This is a genomic window from Chitinophaga sp. CF418 (assembly GCF_900142925.1).
Lineage (GTDB): Bacteria > Bacteroidota > Bacteroidia > Chitinophagales > Chitinophagaceae > Chitinophaga.
Genome location: NZ_FRCN01000003.1, coordinates 503,474 through 525,610 on the forward strand (window position 1 = coordinate 503,474; position 22,137 = coordinate 525,610).

Sequence of the window (22,137 nt, forward strand, 5' to 3'; positions counted from 1 at the left end):
GCTGGCTCATCCTGAATATCTCTAATGACTATCCAGATAGTCTTTAACAGCCGAATGATATACACTCATTCCAGGCCTGACTTTGTAAGCACCTTTCTTTACAGGATCATTGATAATGCCTCTTGCATATGCTATTGCAGCTGTAAACTTACTGTTGGATTTCAACTGCAACTTCGAAGGAATGACATTGCTCATGTCGGGGTATTTACTGATAAATACCTTCCCCTTACGGGCTTTCAGTATAAAGCCCGGATCTATTTCACCGTGACCGAGCCTTACGCCGGTTAATAATGGATTTCTTGTTCTTGCCATAATTTTTAGATTAAAACTAGGGGAATTAGGATTGCGGGTTTTACGGAAATTTATGCTACACTATTACTAAAAAAATAATGGCTTTCGCTGTTAGATGATTCTTTGGTTCAATATGAAGGTTATACCGAGATGCGAAGCGTTACTTCAATATATCCTAAAAAGAAACTAGGGTACAAAGCAATAAACAGCAATGGTCTACTGAAGACAATAAGTATGAATCAAAGCCCCTAACTCCTTCTATTTACAGGCTGAAGGCTCTGTCTACCGGAACCTTACAGCCTTATAAAGAAAATCAAACAATAGGAATGAAAAACCTAGCAAAATAACAAATGATACTACCTGAAGCCTCAACGAGATAGGGGCAGCCATGATTCTTGTCCAGTTATTTAACACCGGCATCATTTTTATGTTTAAAAACTATTGATAACAGGTCATCCAGACTTGAAATATGAAGGGAGAAGAAACTAAGCACAGCGATTTCGAACTATTAGAGCAAATTAAGGCGGATAGTGCATCGGCCCTTGCAGAGCTTCATGCCAAATATAGAACCAGGATGCTCAGGGAGTCATTCTATATTGTCAACGATCTCAACGATGCAGAAGATATTGTGCAAGAGATTTTTATCGATGTATGGAATCGGCGAAATAAGATTGGTACAGGCCCCTTCTTACCTTACCTTCTTCGGGCAACCTGGAATGCAAGTGTACTACATATGCGCGGTAAGCTGGATAAAGAAGAGAAGCAGAAGATGTATGATTATATATCCGAAAAAATTACTACTGAACAACCATTTGAGCAGGAAGAACTCGCTAAACTTTTGGACAAAGCATTGCAATTAGTTCCGCCAGCCGCTCGTAAGTCATTTATGTTACAATATATGGAGGGGCATGACCAAAAAGGTATTGCAGCTCAACAGAACATCAGCCTGCAGGTGGTAAAGAATAACGTGAGTCTGGCGCTAAAAATTCTGAGAAGTGTGCTCGGATCAAAAAAAAGTCTGTAACAAGACGTTACCTTTTGGTAGATTTTATAAGATATTAATATAATGGAAAACAACCTTGGCTATATACGTTCGCTGATAATGCATGAGATTGACGGTCAACTGACTGAACAGGAGAGCGTTTTTTTGTTAAAACAAGCAAATGAAGACCCTGAAATTGCTGATATTCGGAACCATTTGTGGGAAACAGTTGGCTCTGATGAAGTGAACCAATACCTGCTTGATCATACAACCGAGGCCCAAACAGCCAGACTGCTAAGCAGAATTGAACCTGCAAAACAGTCCAGGAAAAAGATTGTTTACCTGGTAGCCGGAATGACAGCAGCAGCCGCTATCATACTGTTCATTACCAATATCGGTGTCTTTACAAATAGTAAGAACAATAATAAAGAATTAACCAAAACATTCTCAGAAAAAAACTTAAGTAAGAATGTACAATTGGCTTTGTCATCCGGGGCTGTCTATAACATAAATAAAGATACACTAGTAAATACCGCTGGCGCCAACTGGAAAGTAACTGGTAAAACGCTTACATTAAAGGCAGCAGAATCAACTTTTGCACAGTTTGCTACGGTGACTGTGCCTGCAGGGAAGGATTATTCATTAGTGCTGCCAGACGGCTCTCGTATTCAGGTGAATGCAGCAAGTACTGTTAAGTTTCCATTGAAGTTTAGTGGACATTTCAGAGATGTATATGTAACTGGTGAATGTTATATAAAAGCTGCAACAGATGCATCCAAGCCACTAATGGTACATGTACCTGGCTCTGTTGTGCAGGTCTTGGGTACCGAGTTCAACGTGAACGCATACGACTCATTAGCCAAAATTGCGCTGGTTAACGGTAAAGTAAAAGTAAAATCTGCTAATGATAGTATTGTCCTGGAGCCTGGCTATATGGGCGCCGTTTCGGACAAAGGTATAAACGTCAATAAATTTGACGAATATGAAACGTTAAGCTGGCGTACTGGCCAGTTCATTTTCCGCAATGCAAAATTTGAGGACGTATGTAAGGTGATCCCCCGATGGTTCGGCGTTCAGGTAATGTTGGATAATAAACAAGCCTCCGATAAACGCTTCTCGGGAGTAATTGACCGCTACCAGCCACTGGAGCTTCAGTTAAAGGGTCTAAAGGCCACAGGAGCCATTGACTACACTATCTCAGCCGACAGTATTATTCATATACGCTTCAATTAAGTAGTTTTTCCCTTACAGGCCTTCCCGACGCTGTTGTTATGGTTACTGGCTGTTACCAATGAGATCACTCTTGCCAAGTGCTGACCAACAACAGAAGTTGGGGATAAAAGAATGGAGAATGCACTCAATCTAAGTACAAGCAAGATTTCTGACCCAACAGGACCTCAATCGTTTTTAGTGTCAGCCGCCTCTAAAACTGTTTCATCCGCCTGCCGGGCTCCCAAGCCGGCAGGTAACCCCGCTTATAGTTCAATTCAGACTAGTTCAAAAAATGAAAGATACGCCAGTTACCCTAATGGTAAATGAAATTTCCATAGATGAATGTACGGTTATACTGATGATCTAACACTCATCATCATCGGAGCCGATGAAGAGACGAAATAGATAAAAGATAGTTTATTTTAAAGGCTTAGTAAACTCCTTTGTTGTCTAACGAAGGGAGCTATTTTTCAACCATCATTCATTTAGTAGGAAAAATAGGACACCAAGCATCTAAAGCATTACCTTTTAACCAATACGTAAGCATATTTTTTATCATATGATTTGAATAGAAAGTAAAAAACGCTCCCTCCAAAGTTTTAAGTTCATCTCCTAAGGGAAAAAAACGAAGATAGAAGTAGCTTTGTATAAGTAAATTATATCAACGGAACCCACCATATCCGTTTGAATTTAACCCAAACTAATTTTATGCATCCGAAGTTCCATACTCTGATTATACCTTGTCTCTGTTGTTGTTGAATTCATCAATGACATTTTCCTACTTTACTTTCTTTTCTACTCGACATCTGTTCTTGGTTACAGATCGCGTGTATGGGTGCTGTTGATGAGCATCCAATTGAAATTGACAAAAACAATCTCGGAGAAATATAATTTGGTTATCCGGCGTCTCCTGGTCAGGACATCTTAACCATCATATCTCTGCAGGGATAGGCTATTGGGTCGCCAAGCGCCTTCACTGCATAGTTCCGGAATCAGCATGCTTTTTTTGGGAATTGCCATAAGCAAAACCAACGCTATTAAACAAAACTTTATTTCGCGAACATAAAAAAGGGGGAACCCGAAAACCCTTAGAAAAGAGTAGGGAGACAAATCTCAAACATTGAAAACTTTCATTATGAAAAAGGCTAAATTGGCACTGGTTGCAATCGCTCTATTCGCTGTTGCTGGCGGCGCATTCGCTTTCAAAGTTAAAAGAGCTTCTGACAAGGTTTATATCACAACCGTTGCAGGTGCACGTGCTACATCTACAATTTTAGGTGCCACCACTTTAACTACAGGTGATCTGTTGGGTACGGGTTATATAACAACTCAATTTAACCAACCTACTCCGACTACTACTGCTCCTTATTACGAAGGACTGTAAAAACAAAGTAGGGTGCCCGCACATTTGCGGACACCCTTTCTTTAAATTAGAGTGAATTACACCTATCTCCATTGATTTAATTGTGAGCGCTTAGCCAATCTGGCGCTGGTTTACCTTTCAGAAAATGATCAAAAAAGTCCATAATCTTCCGTTCTGAATCGATCTGATTCTCTTCCTTAGTAAAGTTATGACCTTCTCCTTCATATTGCAGAAGCCATACTTGCTTGCCCGATCTTCTCAGCTGAATGAAAAACTGTATGCTTTGAAGAACTGGCACTTGCTTGTCTTTTTCATTATGTATTAAGAGCAACGGCGTGCTTATACCGTTCGTCAGCATAATGGGCGAATTTTTAATATACTTGTCTGGTATTTCATTCAACTCTTTCCGCATGGTAAAAGGCCCCTTCAAAAAATAATTTACCTTTGCCCTCCCGTTACTCCAGGTGTCAGTAACTCCATCAATAAGATTGCTTAATCCAGCTGCGGATACTGCGGCAGCGAACTTGTTTGTACCACATACTATATAATTTGTCAAATAGCCAGCAAAACTATGTCCTAATATCCCTATTTTAGTGCTATCCACCCACGTATACATTGAAATATAATCTCTTGCAGCCATTACACTTGTTAATGCTGATTCGCCCGGCTCTCCTTGATGCAGATATATGTTTGGTTTAACAACAAGATAACCGTTACTAACGAGCAGCGGAATGTTCAGCAAACCAATTGGTTCGGGAGAAATGTGTTTATTCACCCAATTCGACTGTTCCGTATAATAATTCATGATGACCGGGTACCGCTTAGAACTGTCAAAATCTTGCGGTTTATACAGTACTGCTTCGCAGTCGAAGCCGCTTTTGTCTTTATACCTGATCACTTCTGAGGTAATCCAATTGTAAAACGATTCTGGGTTATTACCGAAAAGTGTGTCATAACTTTTAAAATCATCAGTAAAAATATAATTGCTGGATCTCGATACATTTTCAGGATGGAACAGATACTTGTTGGCATATTTCGCTTTTTGAAATGTCGAAAATGGCAACGCGTAAACTTCGTCTAAGAAATCGTCAGTTCTAAAGACTTCAATGCATTTTTTTTTTGCAAAATTTGCTTTATATAATTCCGTCTTTTTAGACGTCAGATTGAATGAGCTAATGATAATTTCTTGCTTAGAACTAAATCGAAAGTCTCTACTTGGAAGGTTATAGATCATCCCATTTGAATCATTACAATTCGCATTAAGGTTTACAGGATCACTTACGCCCTCCGGATCGACACTCCACAGGTGGTATCGTCCCTGTATGATTACACGGTTTAGATCTGTTATCCAACCAGCTATTCCAGCGGCACCGATACTATCTTTTCCTGGCCATATCATTTCATACCTCGACAGGCTTTCGGGTATTTTTTTACTGATCACTGAATTTTTCCTGGTTTCCGTATTAAAACTTCTGTATTCATATTTTACTGGATCAAAATAGATCAGATATTTTTGATCGTTTGAAAAACTAAATTCAGATAGTTCATAGGAAGACATTAGTTTAATTGTGTCCAGTCGGCCTGTCTTTGTATGACATATCAGGTAATCCAGATAGAGTGCTTTGTTCCACGGAACCTCAAAAGACATGCCATGAGATGCTTTAACAAGCAAAACGTCTGTATTATGAAAGAAGTCAGATACACGTTGGTTACCAGTCAACAGGCGGCGAGTTTTGCCTGTCTTCAAGTCGAAGATTGTCAAATTTTTTCCTAATTTTGCAAAAGACTTAAAATTCCTGTATCCACCTGCAAGATATGAATCCTGATAGCTCCAGATAAATGCCTTCCCTACAGCATCCGAGCCAACAGTTTCTATACTATCCATAGCAAACATCAGTGATTTGTCATCTGAAGTAAATCGCCATACAGTTGCCGTATTGATCGTTAATACACTGGGATCTAGAATTGTGCTATCAACTTGCAGTTCTCTTAATTGGTTATCCTGTTTATTGAAGACATAAAGTGCTTTCCGATCATTTAATGCTATAGTGAAAGCAATAAGATTTCCAGTGTGATCAAAAATGTAATCGCCACTTCCCCCCCCATTATAGACTTCTTGCACTTTACCTGTGGGCAGGTCCACTAACATCAGGATTGATGATGAATCGCTTTTGCTTCTTGTTAGCACAAGCATGTTGTCTCCTTGCTTACTAAGGATTTGTTCGATATGAGATATACTGAATTGCTTTCCGTTACGGAGATTTTCAACAACTGCCTGCTTGCTGCTATCACCGCACACTGAGATCAGCCATTCAATATTATTACTGTTGTGTAAACTGTAATAGCTGCAACGCGGAACAAACTTACGCTCTGTCGTTCCGAGCTTAAGTCTGACTAATGTATCAGCCCCTAACATACCGAAAAGGTACCTGCTGTCACTGGAAAATCTTGTGTCTTGAACATTTGTAAACTTGCTTTGCCACGACTTATCAGTAGCAGTAACTACAAGTGTGCTGCTCAATTTGGGCATATTACTGATGACATAACTTACATAATTACCATCGTTACTTATCAGCCCATATGTCGTAGACGTCCAGTTTTTATAGGAAGTATCAGTCAATGCCCGCTTTTGGGAATATACATGCAAAGATAACAAACAAAAGTGCGCAATAAGTATGAGTTGTTTCATTGTGTTTTTATTGATTGATTTTTATCCCCTTGTACTTGAGCCGTGTTGTACCACATTACCTTTTAACCCAGCGGTTGAAATATGTCGAGCTTCCAGGTTTAATTCACAATACCTTCCATCTCATACAATTATTAGAGAAAAGTCATCTGTCGATAAAAATAATTCATCACACTGCCATATCACTTCATCAACAAGATAGGGGAAGCCCCTATTGATTCCAGGTCGGACGATCATTCACCATTTTTTTCAGCGCCTCTGCATACTCTTTAACCCTTGCTTCGTCATTTTTGGACTTTGCAATATTTATCGCCTTTTGCTCCTGCTCCATGGCTTCATTTTTCTTACCAACTTTATAGAGCAAATTGGCATACGTATCAATCCAGGTATCGGCGTCAGGGTTTTTCTTTAGCAGAATCTGCATATACGCTAACCCTTTATTGAGTGCAGCGGTGTCCTTACTATGCTGAAAAATAATCTCGTAAACCATGTTATTTAACATAGACTTGCCAATACCAGCAGTATCTAACCCAACCATTTCAATTTTCTCCAGGTTGTACTTAACTACATTGTCCCAATCCATCTTTTCGTTATACCATGATAATTTTGCATCTATGACTAGCGCTTTTGATGTTTGGGGATCAGCATAGTTATTGACCTGCCTTTCCAGCTTTAACCAATCAGGCATTTGTTCTGCAAACTTTCCCTCTGGTTTTAAGGCAGGATCAATGATATCTTTAGTGAGAATGTGTTTCGCGATCTTCTTTGAAAAACCAGGATCATCAAACTTTCGATTACTAATTTCCGGATTCTGAATAATATACCTGATCAGTGCGTCGTTTACTGAGAATATAGCCGGAAAGGAGGTTATAAACTTTTTCAGTTCCGGAGTGAGTTTATTTTCAAATCCTTTGGCTTCTAAATTTCTGGATTTGTATTCCTGTGCAATCTTTCGGGCAATACTGTCCTGGCGATTTTCCAGTGATTTTAATGAAAGTGACAATAACTGCTGCTTCGGCAACTTTCCGGTTTTGTAATCGGTTAAAAGCTGTGCATAAGTTCTTTTTTCATAAATACTCTCTTGAGCAAAGGCAATGCATGGCACCAGCCAGCATATAAGCATGACAATTTGTTTCATCTTTTTTAATTTAGTAAAAAGGGGGAGAAAATAGGCCTCCCCCTAGATTTGCTAATTGATATAACCTGTATTTTGAGTAAGCGCTCGATTCACAAATATTTCACTGGTGGGTATGGGAAACAATCCTTTATAACTGCTCCAGGTAGCATCCTTTTTTTGCACCTCCACTGACATAACTGCATCAATAGTCCCTGACCGCTTCAGGTCAAACCATCTGTGGCCCCATTCTGTATATAGTTCAGAACGGCGCTCTTTTAAAATGAGTGGCCGCAATTGCTGTTGCGTAACTGTCAGTGATATGGCAGGAAGTGGATTGCCCACATCAGGAGTTTGGGGACCACGACGTTTGTCGCGCAGCATATTCAGATCTGCAATTGCGCCCGCAATATTGTTTTGTTCATTGCGTGCCTCAGCCCGGATGAGGTACTGTTCAGAAAGTCGCAATACAATATCGTATTCTTCGAAAACTGTCGAACCAGCTATAACAGGACTTCTGTATTTGGTAGGGTAATAGTAGATCTTACCATTTGTTTCAATTGATCTTACCCAATCGGTTTTACGCTGATCGCCTGCTTCAAAATTATTAAGTAAAGATTCAGAAAGATAAAAGTTATTATCACTACCATCCAGTCCTATATCTGTGATCAATAAGTATCGGTTTGCAAATGTATTGATGCCATAGGTTACAGACTGTAACGCCCAAATCGTTTCTGGACTATTCTTCAGAAAAGTATTGTTTAGTTCAGTGAAAAAATAATCTGATTGTTCTATCACTTTGGTTGCCGCTGACTCAGCCGCAGAATAATTCTTTTGATAGAGGAATACTCTTGCCTGAAGCGCATGTACGGCTGCCAAATTTGGGCGTAGGCGTTCATTAGTGGTTTTAGTCACATCAGCAGGAACGTAATCTTGTGTCAGCAATGCCTCTGCGTTTGACAGATCATTATTCATTTGTGCGTACACTTCGGTAGTGGATGTTCTGCCAGCTTTTGCGTTTGCCTCCGGATCTGTGGTTAATATAAGTGGAACGTCACCATATAAGTTTACCAAATAGAAATAGCAGAAAGCCCTCAAAAAATAAGCTTCACCTAAAAGCCGGGAAGCAACCTTTGGAGATAAATGTGCATTTCCATTTAAATTAGCAATTGCATCATTGACTGTATACAGTAGTTGATATACAGTTTGCCAGTAGGTAGTCGATGTTTCATCAGCATATGTCGGCTCCAAGTCGTTCCTATAGTAGCGGGCAAAACTTCTGGAAGTATTAATGTCGTAAATCGATAAATTATCGGCCGATAGTTCTCCATATACCGATAATGAAGCTAAACCGCCGTTGAAAAATCTTGCGCTTATCCTGGAGTATAATCCAATGAAAACAGCTGAAGCTGTACTATTGTCTTTATACACGTTTTCTGTACTTGTACTGTTTATCGGTGTGTCAACATCTGCCAGCTTTTTACAACCTCCAGTCAAAAGACCAAAACAAGCAAGCAACGACAACGCGATTCTTTTATATTGTAGTGAAATAGTTCCTTTAGTTTTCATCTTAATGCGATTAAAAGGTAAATTGAAATCCTGCATTGATCATCCTTATTGGTGGCATTGCATCGACAGTTTGCGTTTCCGGGTCTAGGCCGACATACTTTGTAATCGTCAGCAAATTTTGGCCCTGCACAAACAAGCGTGCCCTGGTGATGTGAGCCCGGTTTATCCACTCAGCAGGAAGATTATATGACAAAGCAACGTTTTTCAACCTGACGTAAGATGCATTTGTGATATTAGCATCACTATTATTGGCAGCCCCTAAAGCCACGAATGCATCACTACTTAACGATGCCTTTTGTATTTCTGCAACATCACCTGCTTTTCGCCAACGATTAACTACATAGCTCGGCTGGTTTGTATTAACTGCACCAACTACATTTCCAAAGCGATATGCTAAACCATTTTGTTTAGCAAATTGAAACAGTATGTCTAATATGAAACCCGCATATTGGAATGTGTTTGTGAAACCACCATAGAATTTTGGATTTAAATCGATAAGTTCTGTACGGTCTGAAATCGGATCAGGATTGGATGTTTTGTCACCTTTTGCAGTTACAAATTCATAAAGCCCTGTAGTCTGATTTACACCTTCATACTTATACACTTTCAGTATGCTCGTTGACCTGCCCACTATAAATTGATCTGCATATGTTGTGTTTTCAATACCAGGGAATGCGACAAGTTTATTTCTTGGTATGGTGAGGTTTGCTGAACTACTCCATGTAAATTTCCTGCTAGAAAAAATGGTGCCGTCCAATTGTAGTTCCACTCCTGTGTTTTGCACTGTGGCTGGAAAGTTTCGATCTATGAAATCAAATCCGGTTATATAGGGTAAGTTATACCTTAATAACTGATTGGAAGATCTGTTTCGGAAATAATTGGCGTAAAGGAATATTTTATCCTTTATAAAGCCAAGTTCAATACCCATATTCAGCTTACGGGTTTCTTCCCATTGTATGTAGGGATTAGCAATATTTGTTGGATAAATCCCATTGCTACCTAAATAGGGCACATCAACTGGGAAATTTTGTAACAAACTCAGATACCTGTAGTCCGTAATCTGGTCATTACCTGTAGTACCATAGTTGGCTTTTAGCTTACCAAAAGACAACCAGGATATACTTTCTTTAAAAAAGTTTTCTGCACTAAAAATCCAGGCTCCGCCAACGCTGTAGAAGTTATGCAATTTATTTTCGGCACCGAAACGGCTACTCCCATCTCTGCGGGCAGTAAGATTAAGAATGTATTTATCTCGTAGCCGATAATTTAAACGGCCAAAAAGCGCATTGTATTTATACAATGATGCAACCCTTAAGTCTACTTTTAGATTTGGAGCAGCAGCTATATTCTCCAGTTGTGCATCACTGGAAAAGCCTGAACCTGTTTGTTGTAAAATATCAGTCTTAATTTGCTGAATCGTTCCCCCAATCAGTACATCGAACGCACCAACATTTGTCATCTTCGCATAAGTGAGTTGCGGTTCAATAATCCAGGAATTAATAGACTTAGTCAGATATTGTGCTCTTCTTGTTTTTTCGGGAAGCTCAGGACGCAAAATAGTAATTGGACTTTGCTTGGTTTCATCTGCCGAAAGCCGGTTAATACCCATAGATAATTTCAGCTGAAGGCCGGACAGAATCTCATAGCTAAGCGTATTATTTGCAAGTAAATTACTGGTTATACCTTTATATGGTTGTCGCATAGTTGTAGCCGGATTGGCCCTATGGGTACTTAAATTAGGATTCTTGGGGGCTGGTGCAAAATTTATAGTACCGTCCGGGTTATAAAGGTCTGGTGCATTTGGAGCCAAAAGAATCGCCCTCCGCATCAGATCTTCATTGTAAAGTTTGTTTCTACCTTGTAGGAAATTGCCACTGAAGATGTATTTGAATTTATTGTCCTTTGACGTGTGGTTTAAATTTAAATGTACGTTACCCTTCACATTGGATGGACTTTCGGGATAAACTGTTGTTTCCCTTATATACCCATAGCTGGCTAAAAACTGCGTAGACGCATTGCCACCAGACACGGATGCTTGCACGTTTGTTAAAAATGCGGTTCCTCCAACCAGTTCGTCCTGCCAATCTGTATATTTATTGGGGTCCCATACACTGAGGTCATAGTTACTTGTTGTTGGATTTGACGAAGGTGTTGGTACGTTCTGCCTCGCATTCCCATATGCTTCTCTTCGAAGAGCCAGGTATTCCTCTGTATTTAAAACGTCCAATCGCTTAGTTATTTTTCCCCAGCCATTTTGCAGGTTAAAATCTACCTGTGTCCGTCCCTCATTGCCCTTTTTCGTTGTGATCAGTATGGCACCATTAGCAGCCCTTGATCCATAAATAGCAGTAGCGTCCGCATCTTTCAAGACGGTAATACTTTCTATGTCGGCAGGATTGATAAAGCTCAATGCGCTACCACCAGGGCCAACGATAGCTCCTCCCATCAAAGAAACATCAGTGAATTGTGAGGAATATGGGATGCCATCGATCACATAAAAAGGGTCGTTGGAGTTAATAAGCGAGTTTCTACCTTGAACAGTTATATCAACATTACCCGAAGAGACTCCCGACTGCTGTTTAATAAATAATCCAGGTACACGTCCAGCCATTGCCAATAGAACATTGGTTACCGGCTGATTCTGTATATCCTTGGCCTTAATTGTACCGATATTACTGGTGCTGTATTTCTTTTCTACCTGACCGTATGCGATTACCTGAAATTCACTAAGGTTCGCTTCTAATTCCTGTAGCTTGATTTCAGGCACAATGCCGTTTCTATAGCTTATTTCCCTGCTTTCCCGGCCTATCATACGAATGATAAGTGTTCCGTCTTCAGGTGCATTATTAATACTGAAACGCCCATCCTTATCGGTGGCGCTTCCAAGCGCTGTTCCCTTTATTAACACAGTAGCACCTGGCAGGGGATTGCCACTTTCGTCGCGGACTGTTCCGGTGATCCTGGTTAAGGACGTGACAGCTGCACTAGTCGGTTCAGCTTTTTTTTCAGCTGGTTTGGGGACAACCATAATTATTTTGCCCTGAACTTTGTAAATGAAAGGCTGATTGTTAAAGAGGTCTTGTAGAGTTTTTTCAATAGTGGCTGATTTAAGGGTGATTGTTACTGGCTTTGATTTTTTTAGCAGCTCCGGTGCTAGGGTGAAACTATAACCGCTTTGCTCGGTAATATCCTGCATTACGTCGTAAAGGGCAGCATTTTTATAGGATAGGGTAATTTGTTGTGCATAGGTACTGGCTGTAACCTGCAAACTGATGGCAATTAAGGCTAAAATTAACTTCATGACCGCAATGCATTTAAACATTCGTATACTTAAAGACTGGCTTTCTTTATAAAAAGAGCGCAGACTTCCCCCGTAATGAATTAAATTCATAATTTTATGTTTAGTTGGTTCTTAATTATTTATACTACTAGCGTAGTGGAAGTACATGGAAACCGACTCTCCGGGTTCTGAGTGCAATTCAGTACCCGGTTCGTTTTTATGACTTTTTTTGGTCGATTTTGTTCCCGACTATTTTTTGCTGATTTTTAGCTTCCTCTCATTTGTTAATGTAATTGAGATGCCGTTACTAAATTCAATGGCTCTAATGCATTCTAACAAGCTAAGGTTCTTAGATAACAAAGCGGTAACCGGTACACTGGGCAGATGATCGTAATCTGCTTCTACATTATACCAGCGGCATACTTGCCTGATTGCATCGTTGGCGGGCGTTTCCATAAAGCGGAAATATCCCCTACGCCATGCGGTGGCATCTGATGCACGCACTTTACTAACCTGAAAACCTCCTGCTGATAAAAGCAAAGCCTGTTCGTCCGGCTTTAACAGTTGTTTCTGGAGGGATGAAGATGTGAGTTCTACACTACCTTCGGCTAGCGTAGTTTTTACTGTTTCACTCGGGTAAGCACTTACATTAAAATGTGTGCCTAACACTTTTAATTGCTGTCCCTTTGTGGTAACGAGGAATGGTTGGTTTTTGTTTTTAGCTACTTCAAAATAAACTTCTCCTGTAATAGAAACCGCTCTTGTTTGCCCAGCAAAACGGGAAGGGAATGTTATTGTACTTGCTGCGTTTAAATAAACGTGTGTACTATCTGCCAACACCAGCTGGTACTGCCCACCACGCGGGGTAGCAACTGTCAGCATCCTGGTTGTTGTATCAGCTCTTCCATCGGGTTCTTTGATCGCGGAAGGGCGTATACTGTCTATTGAACTACCGTCGTTATATTTGATGGAGTCCTTTACTATGATAATCCCGCTTTGTGTTGAGCTTAAACTGATGTTTTGCCCATTTACCAGGGTAAGGATTGCTTTATTCCCTCCTGGTGGTATATCATTTACTGTTTCAGTGTTTGTTGAGTGGTTGGCATTATTTATATAATGATAATACCCTATTGACAGACCGAAAACAACAGCAAGTGCGGCAGCATAACGTACAAAGGGACCATATGATGCTGTTTTGTGCTTTACGCCAAGTTTCGCCCACACACGCTGTTGAAGCATTTCCAGATCTTGGCGTATCGGAGTAATAGGTGCACTTTCAGCTACCTGATTGAAATAGCTGTTTACCACATGCATTTCATCAGGAGTGCATTCTCCTTTTACATATCTGTCTATCAGATCATTTAGTTCTTCTTCCGTCATTCTCGATTTAACAATATCGTTGACTTGATAATGGTATCAAAAGTGTAGTCGTATCAAAATAACAAATGTTATAGATGTGGGCAGAATTTTTAAACCCTGTGTTAACATTGAGTTAACAGCGCTTATGTATTATTTATTCGTTAAAATGTTCTGTTGAGCCACAAGATTGTCGCCATAAACTGCAGAAGGAGGAAGCAGGACAATTTGGAGCGCAGTTTTGTGATAGCGTTGTGTATCTGCAGGCGAACTGTGCCTTCTGATAGTCCTGAGCGTTTGGCTATCTCTTTATTATTGAGGTACTGTTTGCGACTCATTTCAAAAATGGCCCGCATTTTTGGAGGTAAGTTATTGATTTCCTTTTCTATCTGCCGCCGCAGCTCGTTTTCGATTACGGTGTCGTCTGTTTCCCATTTGCCTTGCTCATAATAGCGTTTGAGCCCGGCCATGCAGTCTATCCTTGTTTTGCGCTGACGGGTATAGTCTATTAAAGCGTACCTGGCGCTTTGGTAGAGGTAGGACTGAAGGGAGTTGATGACGATGCTGCCCATTTTTTCATACAGGTTCATAAAAATCTCCTGTACAATATCTTCGGCCTGTTCACCGTCACGCAGCATTTTGTGGGTAAAGCTGTATATGATACCAAAATACCGGTTGTACACTTCTTCGAAGGCACGTGTGTCTTGCTGAAACAGTAACTCAGCAAGTTGAGCATCATTGTACAGTTGATATCTACCCTTCATTTCAGTAGTAAGTGCGCGACCTTAATAAGCTAGTTTTTCCTATTTATAGTGACTAAGTTATATAACTATATTTCTAAAAGCAAATATCGGACTGTTTTTGCGTAATTGATTACTTACAGGTGGCCTGGAGAGTTAATGAATGGTTAATAAGTAAGGACAGAGTAGATTGAAAAAGTACCTTTTATACTAAATGAATTAGTTCATCTTTGACACGCATAAAGATGATGATGTCAATCCGGAGTTATTAAGGGATCAACTCTAGTTCGAGCAGTGTCTGTTCAATCGCGGGCTATATGTTGGTCCGTCAACAAGTCACCACAGTATATATATAAAAAGACGCCTTCAATATGAAGACGCCTTAATAAAAGCATTTCCTTCAGTTCTCTAAAATGATCTTGTCATCTTTCTCTGCCTACTTATATCAGAACCGGAAATGCCGCAATATGATATGACACTAATACGCCTTCATCACATACCCGAACACCCCATGTGTCTCATCACTCGGCCCCGCCACAAAATACAACTGCGTCGCCGCCGTAGAAGGTATATTATTCTCAAGCGCCCATAACCCATCAATGACAATAGGATTATCTCCCTTCTTCAGTTGGCCCAGGAACTTGCCATCCTGATCATATACATTGATCTTTCCGTCTCCAAAATTCCCGATAATGATTGTATTATCTACTTCCCAGAACCCGGGAGCAGCAGCAACGATTCCCCATGGAGCATTCAGCGCGCCCTGTGATGCAAACCTTTTTACAAAGGAACCATCGGGGTTGAAAACACTCACATACCCATTCCCATCACCTTTCACATCATCCTCTTTAGCTGCATCCTGTTTTGCATATGTTACATACAAGTTAGCTCCTATGCTCCTGATGTTAAATGGAGCGTAGCCAGCCGGGATAGTTGGATCTACAAATGGTTTGGTAGTGATCATATGGAAATCCCTATCGAAGACGTCTATCGTTCCTGCATAAAAATTAGCGGCATACAGGAAATAATCTGCACCATCTTTAGCTATGGCCAGTCCCTTGTAAATTGCATGAGCAGCCGATCTGTCGGCAACAATAGCGGCAACCGCACCGGAAGCCCAGGCGGCAATTGTACCATCCTCTGTAGCAAAAATAAATTTAGCAGGTGCACCACCTACCATAAAACCAGTAGATTCATTATATACAATACCTGTAGGCCTCCCTCCGGTAGAATGCCCCGGAGATGCAATGCTGACTGGGGATAGTATTGTGTTACCACCTTTATCATAGATAGTACTGAGACCGGTACCATTGGCCGTTATCCAGATAACTCCTGCCGGATTAACAGCTATGCCCCAGGGATTTATAAGCTTGGCATCTACCAGGGTAGAACTATAGGGGCCGCCGCCCACGTCTGTAACAAGATTCACCTGATTGTAATTCTTGGTTACAGGAGGAGGGTTGTTGTTGTTATAACCATCATTACTACAACCCATATTTAACACTAACAGTATTATTAAACTGCCAAGGGGCCAGATGAGAGAATTTCGCGCTGACGTACGGATACCTCTGTCTTTGCGTGACCCTGTGTTTACAGAATTTATCGCCGGATATTTTTCAAACAACACTATCATTTCTTTCTGATTTAACGGTGAATGAATATTGACATGCTACATGGCATGCACCCTACCATGACAAATTGAGCAAGAACCGTTTTTTTTACACTTCCCTGCAAACAGGAAAAACAGGACGCAAGACATCTAAAACGCTGTCTCTTAATTAATACGTGTGTTTTGTCGGAAAAGTTGCCTCACTATCCAGGATATATTTTCAGGCCTGGTTTTCATTCATCATACTATTTTGTCTCTATAATGAGAGCTGCATCATAATACATTACGAATCAACTATGTTTAAGATGGTTTTAAAACATGTTGGGCTAATAATACATAACAGACTGAGCGTAAAATATTTAGCCTGAGAGCAAAGATTTTTTTCAGCGTACCCAACCTTTTGCCATCCACCCACCGTTCATCATTATATAAACAATTACTCTATGAAAAAACTTATCGGTGTCCTGGCCGTTACCGGGTTTATTATTTTTGCTCAAAGTTCCTGTACCAAGGAGTCGCTGCAGGAGAAAATGAAAGGGAATGGACTGGCATATGACCGGGACTCTATTCCTACAGACAGCATTCCACACGACACTATTCCTTATGATACCATACCTCATGATACTATTCCTCATGATACTATTCCTCATGACACCATTCCGCATGACAGTATCCCGCATCCTCCACATGATACGTTCCCATACCCACCTCATGACACTGTCCCGCATATCCCTAACCCACCACATGATACATTCCCACATGTACCATACCCTCCGCATGATACATTCCCGTCCTATCCTCCTTATCCACCTTATCCGCCACATGACACATTCCCGTCACACCCAACGTATCCTCCTCATGATACATTCCCATCATATCCACCGAATCCACCCCGGCCACCGTATGATACGTTCCCGCATCATGATACAACCGGACTACGTAAAAGGTCCAGGTGATGGCTGTAACTAATCAGGCTCAACATCGTTACAGTAGTTAAAGGCCACAAGTGCTACTGTAGCGGAGCAGGCTATATTCGCACTTTTACCGGAGACGCTCATAAGGGGAGCTATCCGGTAAAAGTCATTTATTATAAGGGTATTATACCGGCATAATATCAAAATAACTTATTGTATACCTATCGGAACAATTTCATTTGGAAGACATTCAGGAATTGATCAAACAGTGCGTAGCTAATGACCGCTTAGGTCAGGAGAAACTTTATAAAAAGTTTTACCCTGCTCTGTTTTTGTTATGCCGGAAATTCTTTCCGGAGCAGGCAGACGCACTGGAAGTGTTGAACGATGGTATGCTAAAGGTTTTTAAAAATATAGGACTATTTAAGGACGATAAGGGACAATTCTTCAACTGGGTATATACAATAGTGCGCAATACAGCGCTGGATAGGCTTAAGACCGTTAAATGGGCAGAACATGTCGGTGTAGAGGGTATTGATATTTCCTACAGTGATAATCCACTTTCTGCTATGGAGTCGGGAGATATTTATAAACTGCTGGATGTTTTGCCACCGGCTACCAGGGCGATATGCATTTTATTCTACCTTGAAGGATTTTCTATTAATGAGATATGTGCAAGACTACAACTGAGTCAGGGAACCGTGAAATGGCATCTGAGTGAGACAAGAAACAAATTAAAGCCGGTATTATTAAAGTATTATTCTTAAAATGGCTGAGCAAAATTCGGGTAATAAAAATTTCAACAAAGAGGAATTACCAATTCCTATACCGCCTGCCGATCAGGCATGGCAGTCCATGCGGCAAAAGCTGGACGCGGAATTGCCTGTAGAAGGGAATTTACCTGCCCGTGCGCCTGTACGTTATCTGTGGATAAAGGGCGTATTTGTGATAGCTGTTGTAGCTACAATCAGTAGCATCCTTTGGCAATACAGCCGTAAGGATAACGAGCCTTTATCATCTCCCGGAAATAATGTTCATGATACCAGCTTAGCATATATTCAATCTGTATCTCCGGCGTCTGACAGTCATACATTGACGATATCAAAACAGCAGGACACTGCGTTCCAGCACGCAACATCTTCAGCGGTATCAGATGTTGTTAGTAATGTTACATTATCTGCGTCTTCTCAACGGGATTCACAATCATCTCAAACACCAGGATCATTACAATCATCAACAACACTGCAGCACTCAACATCATCTGCTTCATTACAACCATCGTTAATTTCTGACAGGCAATACCCTGTTGTCGGAAAAACTACTACTAAAGCCGCTCCTGAACAATCGGCAACAGACAAGCAGCCCTTAGTACCACTTGCAACTGATGAACACTCACTTACCGAACAAAAAACTATCGCTAAGCAACAGGTAACAGATAAACTGTTGTCAAAGCCATTGGCATCTCGCAAAAGACGTCCCGGAAAAGCTGCTCCCCTTTCTGAGCCGCCCGCTATACAGCAACAACAGTCACCAGCAAGTGCTTACACTAATAATGACAGACACCATGTGGGGAAAACAGAAAGCCATCCCCATCTGCAATTATCATTTATACAATCCCCCAATACAGCATATAATACCAGTTTACAACATAAAGCAGACCCGCTTGCACTACGTCAAGCCGGCAGTAAGCTTACTGAAAAACGCTGGGCTTTATATGTTCAGTTGAATGTAGCGCTGCCATTGTATGATAGCAGTTCTTATTTCATGGGACCTAATGGTAAAGATCAATTCTATCGCAACCTGATCCCTGCGGTAAGGGTTGAAAGGAAGTTATGGAAGGGCACATTGTCTTTGGATGTACAACCTTTAGTCAGCGCTACTCCTAAATCCAATAAACACAGGCTTGATGTTGACACTCAATTATCTCCCTATGATACAATCCGGACCTTATTAAAACAATTCGGCTGGGGAGTAGCGTTACAATACCAGATCCCTGTCCACCAAAAATGGCAACTGGGCGCAGGCATACAGGCATCTTTCCTGCAAAAGGCTGTGATCCGGCAGACTATCATGGATACTATGAGGATTGTACAGACCAGCGTTTCTCCCGCCTCTGCGGCAGATAAACGGGATCTTTCAAAGGTACGGATCAATGGTATGGTGGAACTGGATTATATGGCCGGTAAATGGCAGTTTGGACTACGTGCACTGGTACCGCTTACACGGATAAGTAAGACGAAGGATATTCCGGCCGGTCCGGTGAATGGGGAATTAGTGGTGAGGAGGAGGTTGTGGAAGTTATGATTAACAGACAATGATAACATGCTGATTACTTCCCCTTCAACAGCCTCATGTCAACCTGCAAGGTCGCCATAAAATATCTCCCCAGCAACCTATTCTGATTCTCTGTCACGGTATTCCCTGATATAGTCTGCGACAACCTCGATGTCTCATCCAGTAAATTAAACCCCTGCAAACGGGCTGTCAGTTTCCTTTTGAAAAACATCTTCTCCAATGTAGCGTTCACCAACAGCGGGTTAGCAGTCAACGCTCCACTATAGCCACTGTTCAGCTGTTTATTAAGGTCAGCTCCCAGGCTGAATGTTTTCAGAAAATATACCTTGCCGTTCAGATTAAAATTCCAGGTATTGATATTGGTAATATTGTTCTGCTGCAATACATATACATTCCTGTTGTAAGTATAAGCTACACCGGTGGTCAGCTCCACCCATTCCCTGAGCATATTCGCCCTCAGAGATTGCGTTAGCACCAGGTTCTGTCCTGTTTTACGGACATTATCCATATACAGGATGTTATTGTTGTAAGAGCTGTTTCCATCCAGGAAGAGGTTATATTTACCATCAGCCAGGCGGTAAGACCATCCATAGATAAAGCGGAAGTTGTAGTCGCCGCCGGTATTCAGGAAACGGGTTTCCTGTTTAACAGTGTTAAAACTGTCTTTCACAAGAGAGACATTCGTCACCACTTTATCTTGTGTATAGTTACCGGAGAGGTGGACGAATAAGGTATTCATTCCCGCATTGCGGTAATTGAAGAATACAGAATGCGCAAATGCGGGACGCAGATCAGGGTTACCGATAATGGGGAACTGCGCATTAGTCAGATCTGGTACTGGCTGCAATTGCTGATAGGTAGGGAAGAGCACATTACCCGCATAAGAGAGGCTCATCATTGCCTGTTTGGGCAGTTTGTACTGAATACGGAAGACAGGCACCAGTTTATTACTGGTCACCACCGCCTTGTTGGCCCCACCCGCCATACTGCTGGTCATACTGGCCGGCTGCAGGCGCAGACCGAAGGTCATATCCCATTTCTTCTTTGCCCTGCGGAAGTTCAGCTCTACCTGGTGCTGCACCATCGTGTAGAGATACTGATTGCTGAGCGTGTCTATCACATTGATCTTGCCGTCAGGATTAACCCAGCGGGTTTCCTGTATGTTATCGGTACGATTGTAATTGACAGAATAACGCAGTTCAAGACTGTTGACAGAATCCAGTGGTTCTACATAAGATAACTGGCCATTGCCGGTAAATGTATTGTTCTTTTTATCAAGCAGCTGGTGTAATACAGAATCCTTTGCAATAGTGCTGTCGGGATTATAGTAGCGCAGGCTGTCAATACCATCCTGCAGGTTATTGTTATTGGTGGTATTGGCATAAATTCCCAGGGAGACAATTCTTCCCAGTCCTTTGAAACGGTGGGAGGCGAACAGGCCTGCCAGGAAAACAGGCGTAGTACTGGTGTTCAGACCGGTAGAGATCTGATCCTTACGTTGTAAGCCACTCTGTATAGCGCTGGTCATGCTGCTGTTGTACGATTTGTTGCCACTATAGTTCAGGTTGAAGTTGACCATATCCCCTTCTTTCGGCTTATATTCAGTACCAATGTTGATATTATAGTTATCATTTCGACTATTATTATTGCTGGTATTCACACTGGTAAGCGTTCCTTCGTCTGTCACTGTTTTTACAGTACTCAACGATTCCATATCACTGGTGGTACGACCGCCAATGAGACCAACATTCACTGAAAATTCCTTGGAGTAATTGCCCCGGTAGTTGATGTTGCCGGTGGAGGTGATGGTATTACCCACCTGTGCCGTGATATTGTTGGTATTACCATTAATAGAGAGCTGTTGTTTCTCACTGAAGTAATTTGCCAATACAGCAGCATTATACCGGCCATCATTCCCCACACCACCCAATGCCTGCGCCTGGTACACCCTTTCAAGATCTGCTTTCGTCTGGATATTGATGATCTTTTCCGGCTCTCCCACCTTCCGGCCTGTAGCACGAGCCAGATCGCCATAGTCGTCTATGAGCTGTATTTTATCAATGAGGTCCACCGGCAGGAGGCGTGTGAGGGTTTTGATATCAGTGATCATGAAGTCTTTCCCGTTGATCCTGACTTTGGTGATCCGTTTACCCATGGTCTGTACATTACCCTCCATGTCCACCTGCATACCAGGCAGCCGTTTCAGCAGATCTTCCGCTACTGCATTTTCGCGCAGGTGGTACTGGTCTGCACGGTATTCGATAGTGTCTTCCTTGATAACTACGGCTGGCACCTGTCCTTTTACCACTACTTCTTTCAATGTACTTGTCTTGATGGACAATTTTATAAGCGGCAGATCTATTTGGGTACCCGCTTCTTTATATGAGAATTCACGATACCAGGTATCATATCCGATCACGGAAACGCGGATTGTAAACACGGGTTGCGGTACATTCCTGAAAATGAATTTACCGGCATCATTGGCGATGGTATGCATCGTGTCACGGCCTGCTATCAGCCACACGTTGGCACCGATCATTTCCTGACCGGTTGTGTCCCTGATAGTGCCTGATACGTTATAGACAGTCTGTGCCAACAGAGTATGCAGACAGCAAAGGAAACTAATGAGCAGGAAAATCCTCTTCATATAAAAAAACTGGGCTTCATTTCAGACCTGTAATAAAAGGGGATACTGTTGATTACGGGTTAACTGGCTAACTTGGCTA

15 protein-coding genes are annotated in these 22,137 nt (G+C 41.5%); 6 read left to right on the forward strand and 9 right to left on the reverse strand.

Translation table 11 applies throughout. From position 1 onward, the window contains the following. Nucleotides 1-21: 21 nt before the first annotated feature. Nucleotides 22-312 (reverse strand): hypothetical protein, encoded by a 291-nt coding sequence (locus F3I09_RS09670; RefSeq protein ID WP_149694827.1) that lies wholly within the window; start codon nt 310-312, stop codon nt 22-24. Between the two features lie 448 nt (nt 313-760). Between F3I09_RS09670 and F3I09_RS09675 the strand changes: the two genes are divergently transcribed. The 3 genes from F3I09_RS09675 to F3I09_RS09685 all read left to right on the forward strand — a co-directional run bounded on the left by F3I09_RS09675 (nt 761) and on the right by F3I09_RS09685 (nt 3,869). Beyond that, nucleotides 761-1,315 (forward strand): RNA polymerase sigma factor, encoded by a 555-nt coding sequence (locus tag F3I09_RS09675; protein WP_149694828.1) that lies wholly within the window; start codon nt 761-763, stop codon nt 1,313-1,315. Nucleotides 1,316-1,357: 42 nt separating this feature from the next. Further along, nucleotides 1,358-2,506 (forward strand): FecR family protein, encoded by a 1,149-nt coding sequence (locus F3I09_RS09680; protein WP_149694829.1) that lies wholly within the window; start codon nt 1,358-1,360, stop codon nt 2,504-2,506. Nucleotides 2,507-3,620: 1,114 nt separating this feature from the next. Further along, nucleotides 3,621-3,869 (forward strand): hypothetical protein, encoded by a 249-nt coding sequence (locus tag F3I09_RS09685; RefSeq protein WP_149694830.1) that lies wholly within the window; start codon nt 3,621-3,623, stop codon nt 3,867-3,869. A gap of 76 nt (nt 3,870-3,945) precedes the next feature. Here F3I09_RS09685 and F3I09_RS09690 read toward each other — a convergent pair whose 3' ends face one another. From F3I09_RS09690 to F3I09_RS09720, 7 genes are all read right to left on the reverse strand, one after another. Next, entirely contained in the window at nt 3,946-6,537 is a 2,592-nt protein-coding gene (locus F3I09_RS09690; RefSeq protein ID WP_149694831.1) for a S9 family peptidase, read from the reverse strand. A gap of 208 nt (nt 6,538-6,745) precedes the next feature. Next, nucleotides 6,746-7,672, reverse strand: a complete 927-nt coding sequence (locus F3I09_RS09695; RefSeq protein ID WP_149694832.1) for a hypothetical protein — start codon at nt 7,670-7,672, stop codon at nt 6,746-6,748. A 51-nt stretch (nt 7,673-7,723) separates the two neighbouring features. Continuing rightward, the gene (locus tag F3I09_RS09700; RefSeq protein ID WP_188133751.1) at nt 7,724-9,217 is read right to left on the reverse strand and encodes a RagB/SusD family nutrient uptake outer membrane protein; all 1,494 of its coding nucleotides are present in this window, start codon (nt 9,215-9,217) and stop codon (nt 7,724-7,726) included. 10 nt (nt 9,218-9,227) lie between these two features. Then, nucleotides 9,228-12,608 carry a SusC/RagA family TonB-linked outer membrane protein gene (locus tag F3I09_RS09705; RefSeq protein ID WP_149694834.1) on the reverse strand — a complete coding sequence of 1,127 codons (3,381 nt, stop codon included), beginning with the start codon at nt 12,606-12,608 and terminating at the stop codon, nt 9,228-9,230. 138 nt (nt 12,609-12,746) lie between these two features. Then, nucleotides 12,747-13,877 (reverse strand): FecR family protein, encoded by a 1,131-nt coding sequence (locus F3I09_RS09710; RefSeq protein ID WP_149694835.1) that lies wholly within the window; start codon nt 13,875-13,877, stop codon nt 12,747-12,749. A 140-nt stretch (nt 13,878-14,017) separates the two neighbouring features. Further along, a complete protein-coding gene (locus F3I09_RS09715) occupies nt 14,018-14,617 on the reverse strand; it encodes an RNA polymerase sigma factor (protein ID WP_149694836.1) in 600 nt (199 codons plus the stop codon). Nucleotides 14,618-15,071: 454 nt separating this feature from the next. Then, a complete protein-coding gene (locus F3I09_RS09720) occupies nt 15,072-16,088 on the reverse strand; it encodes a TIGR03118 family protein (protein ID WP_188133752.1) in 1,017 nt (338 codons plus the stop codon). A 557-nt stretch (nt 16,089-16,645) separates the two neighbouring features. Between F3I09_RS09720 and F3I09_RS09725 the strand changes: the two genes are divergently transcribed. The 3 genes from F3I09_RS09725 (at nt 16,646) to F3I09_RS09735 (ending at nt 19,420) form a co-directional block, all read left to right on the forward strand. After that, a complete protein-coding gene (locus F3I09_RS09725; protein WP_149694838.1) occupies nt 16,646-17,158 on the forward strand; it encodes a hypothetical protein in 513 nt (170 codons plus the stop codon). 197 nt (nt 17,159-17,355) lie between these two features. Further along, nucleotides 17,356-17,883 (forward strand): RNA polymerase sigma factor, encoded by a 528-nt coding sequence (locus tag F3I09_RS09730; protein WP_149694839.1) that lies wholly within the window; start codon nt 17,356-17,358, stop codon nt 17,881-17,883. A gap of 1 nt (nt 17,884) precedes the next feature. Then, nucleotides 17,885-19,420, forward strand: coding sequence for a hypothetical protein (locus tag F3I09_RS09735; RefSeq protein ID WP_149694840.1), 1,536 nt, complete (start codon nt 17,885-17,887; stop codon nt 19,418-19,420). Between the two features lie 25 nt (nt 19,421-19,445). Here the strand turns inward: F3I09_RS09735 and F3I09_RS09740 are convergent, their stop codons facing one another. Further along, nucleotides 19,446-22,058, reverse strand: a complete 2,613-nt coding sequence (locus F3I09_RS09740; protein WP_149694841.1) for an outer membrane beta-barrel protein — start codon at nt 22,056-22,058, stop codon at nt 19,446-19,448. Between the last annotated feature and the right edge of the window lie 79 nt (nt 22,059-22,137).

Bases quoted from the DNA above. Each gene is read 5' to 3' on its own strand.
- F3I09_RS09700 (WP_188133751.1), bottom strand. From the start codon at position 9,217: ATGAAAACTAAAGGAACTATTTCACTACAATATAAAAGAATCGCGTTG.
- F3I09_RS09690 (WP_149694831.1), bottom strand. From the start codon at position 6,537: ATGAAACAACTCATACTTATTGCGCACTTTTGTTTGTTATCTTTGCAT.
- F3I09_RS09695 (WP_149694832.1), bottom strand. From the start codon at position 7,672: ATGAAACAAATTGTCATGCTTATATGCTGGCTGGTGCCATGCATTGCC.
- F3I09_RS09740 (WP_149694841.1), bottom strand. From the start codon at position 22,058: ATGAAGAGGATTTTCCTGCTCATTAGTTTCCTTTGCTGTCTGCATACT.
- F3I09_RS09705 (WP_149694834.1), bottom strand. From the start codon at position 12,608: ATGAATTTAATTCATTACGGGGGAAGTCTGCGCTCTTTTTATAAAGAA.
- F3I09_RS09720 (WP_188133752.1), bottom strand. From the start codon at position 16,088: ATGGGTTGTAGTAATGATGGTTATAACAACAACAACCCTCCTCCTGTA.
- F3I09_RS09715 (WP_149694836.1), bottom strand. From the start codon at position 14,617: ATGAAGGGTAGATATCAACTGTACAATGATGCTCAACTTGCTGAGTTA.
- F3I09_RS09675 (WP_149694828.1), top strand. From the start codon at position 761: ATGAAGGGAGAAGAAACTAAGCACAGCGATTTCGAACTATTAGAGCAA.
- F3I09_RS09685 (WP_149694830.1), top strand. From the start codon at position 3,621: ATGAAAAAGGCTAAATTGGCACTGGTTGCAATCGCTCTATTCGCTGTT.
- F3I09_RS09725 (WP_149694838.1), top strand. From the start codon at position 16,646: ATGAAAAAACTTATCGGTGTCCTGGCCGTTACCGGGTTTATTATTTTT.
- F3I09_RS09735 (WP_149694840.1), top strand. From the start codon at position 17,885: ATGGCTGAGCAAAATTCGGGTAATAAAAATTTCAACAAAGAGGAATTA.
- F3I09_RS09710 (WP_149694835.1), bottom strand. From the start codon at position 13,877: ATGACGGAAGAAGAACTAAATGATCTGATAGACAGATATGTAAAAGGA.
- F3I09_RS09670 (WP_149694827.1), bottom strand. From the start codon at position 312: ATGGCAAGAACAAGAAATCCATTATTAACCGGCGTAAGGCTCGGTCAC.
- F3I09_RS09680 (WP_149694829.1), top strand. From the start codon at position 1,358: ATGGAAAACAACCTTGGCTATATACGTTCGCTGATAATGCATGAGATT.